Raw genomic sequence first — 1036 nt, 5'->3', positions numbered from 1 at the left:
GAGCGTCGCCTGACCGTGGTCGTCGGTCCCGACCGACACGGCCGGACCGGTCTTCGGCGCGACCGGCGCGCACGTGCTCGGATCCACCTGCGCCCCCGGCAGATACCCCTCGAGGTCGTAAGCGGCCTGGGCCGCGGTCTCCGGCGACAGCACGACCGCGGTGTAGCGCGACGGGAACTTCGACGGATCGGGCAGCATCGCGGTGAGCGTCTGGTCGGCGGTGGCGACCGGCGCCGAGTTGCGCACCGCGGTCGGATGCCCGGTGACCGTGGTCCCGCAGGCCGCCAGCACCGTGCCCAGCGTGACGATCCCCACCATCCGCGCGGTCCTGCGAGTGCTGCGTACGGGGGGTGCGGAGGGCTGGGTCACTCGGCCCACTATGCCGAAAATCGGCTGTTCACACCGAATGCCACGCCGCGCGCCGGGACAGCGGGAATGCGGGTCCGGGTTCGGCGTGTTGCACAGCGGGTGCGGGTGCTGCGCACCTGTCATGGGTATGAGGGACAATGGGGTTGGTCGCGAAAGTGGGCCACGCAGGAAGGAGTACGCGATGGACTACGAGTCGCGAATGTACGAGCTGGAATTCCCGGCTCCGCAGCTGTCCTCTCCCGACGGCTCGGGCCCGGTCCTGGTGCACGGCCTCGAGGGTTTCACCGACGCCGGACACGCGGTACGCCTGGCCACCTCGCATCTCAAGGACAGCCTCGAGCACGAGCTGGTCGCCTCGTTCGACATGGACGAGCTGCTCGACTACCGCTCGCGGCGTCCGCTCATGACCTTCAAGACCGATCACTTCTCCGACTACACCGAGCCGGAACTGACCCTGTGGGCCCTCAAGGACACCGCGGGCACGCCGTTCCTGCTGCTGGCCGGGCTGGAACCGGATCTGCGCTGGGAGCGGTTCGTCACCGCGGTGCGCTTGCTGGCCGAACAGCTGGGCGTGCGCCGGACCATCGGGCTGAGCGCGATCCCCATGGCAATCCCGCACACCCGCCCGCGACGGTGCCCCGCTTGTCGGCGAGGGCGCCGCGCAGGG

Annotated in this window: 1 protein-coding gene and 1 pseudogene; one reads left to right on the top strand and one right to left on the bottom strand. The window is 70.2% G+C overall.

The window, feature by feature from the left end; genetic code table 11:
* Positions 1-369: pseudogene (locus tag ACIRS4_RS39180) on the bottom strand (sensor domain-containing protein); the annotation flags it as partial.
* A 181-nt stretch (positions 370-550) separates the two neighbouring features.
* On the opposite strand from ACIRS4_RS39180, the gene ACIRS4_RS39175 reads away from it, so the two are divergent.
* On the top strand, positions 551-1036 hold a 486-nt coding region (locus ACIRS4_RS39175), incomplete at its 3' end, for a PAC2 family protein (RefSeq protein WP_404205201.1).

Source organism: Streptomyces sp. NPDC101166, from assembly GCF_044768125.1.
Taxonomy (GTDB): Bacteria; Actinomycetota; Actinomycetes; order Streptomycetales; family Streptomycetaceae; genus Streptomyces.
The sequence above is the reverse complement of the archived record's forward strand: the minus strand, read 5'-3'. Positions and strand labels throughout refer to the sequence as shown.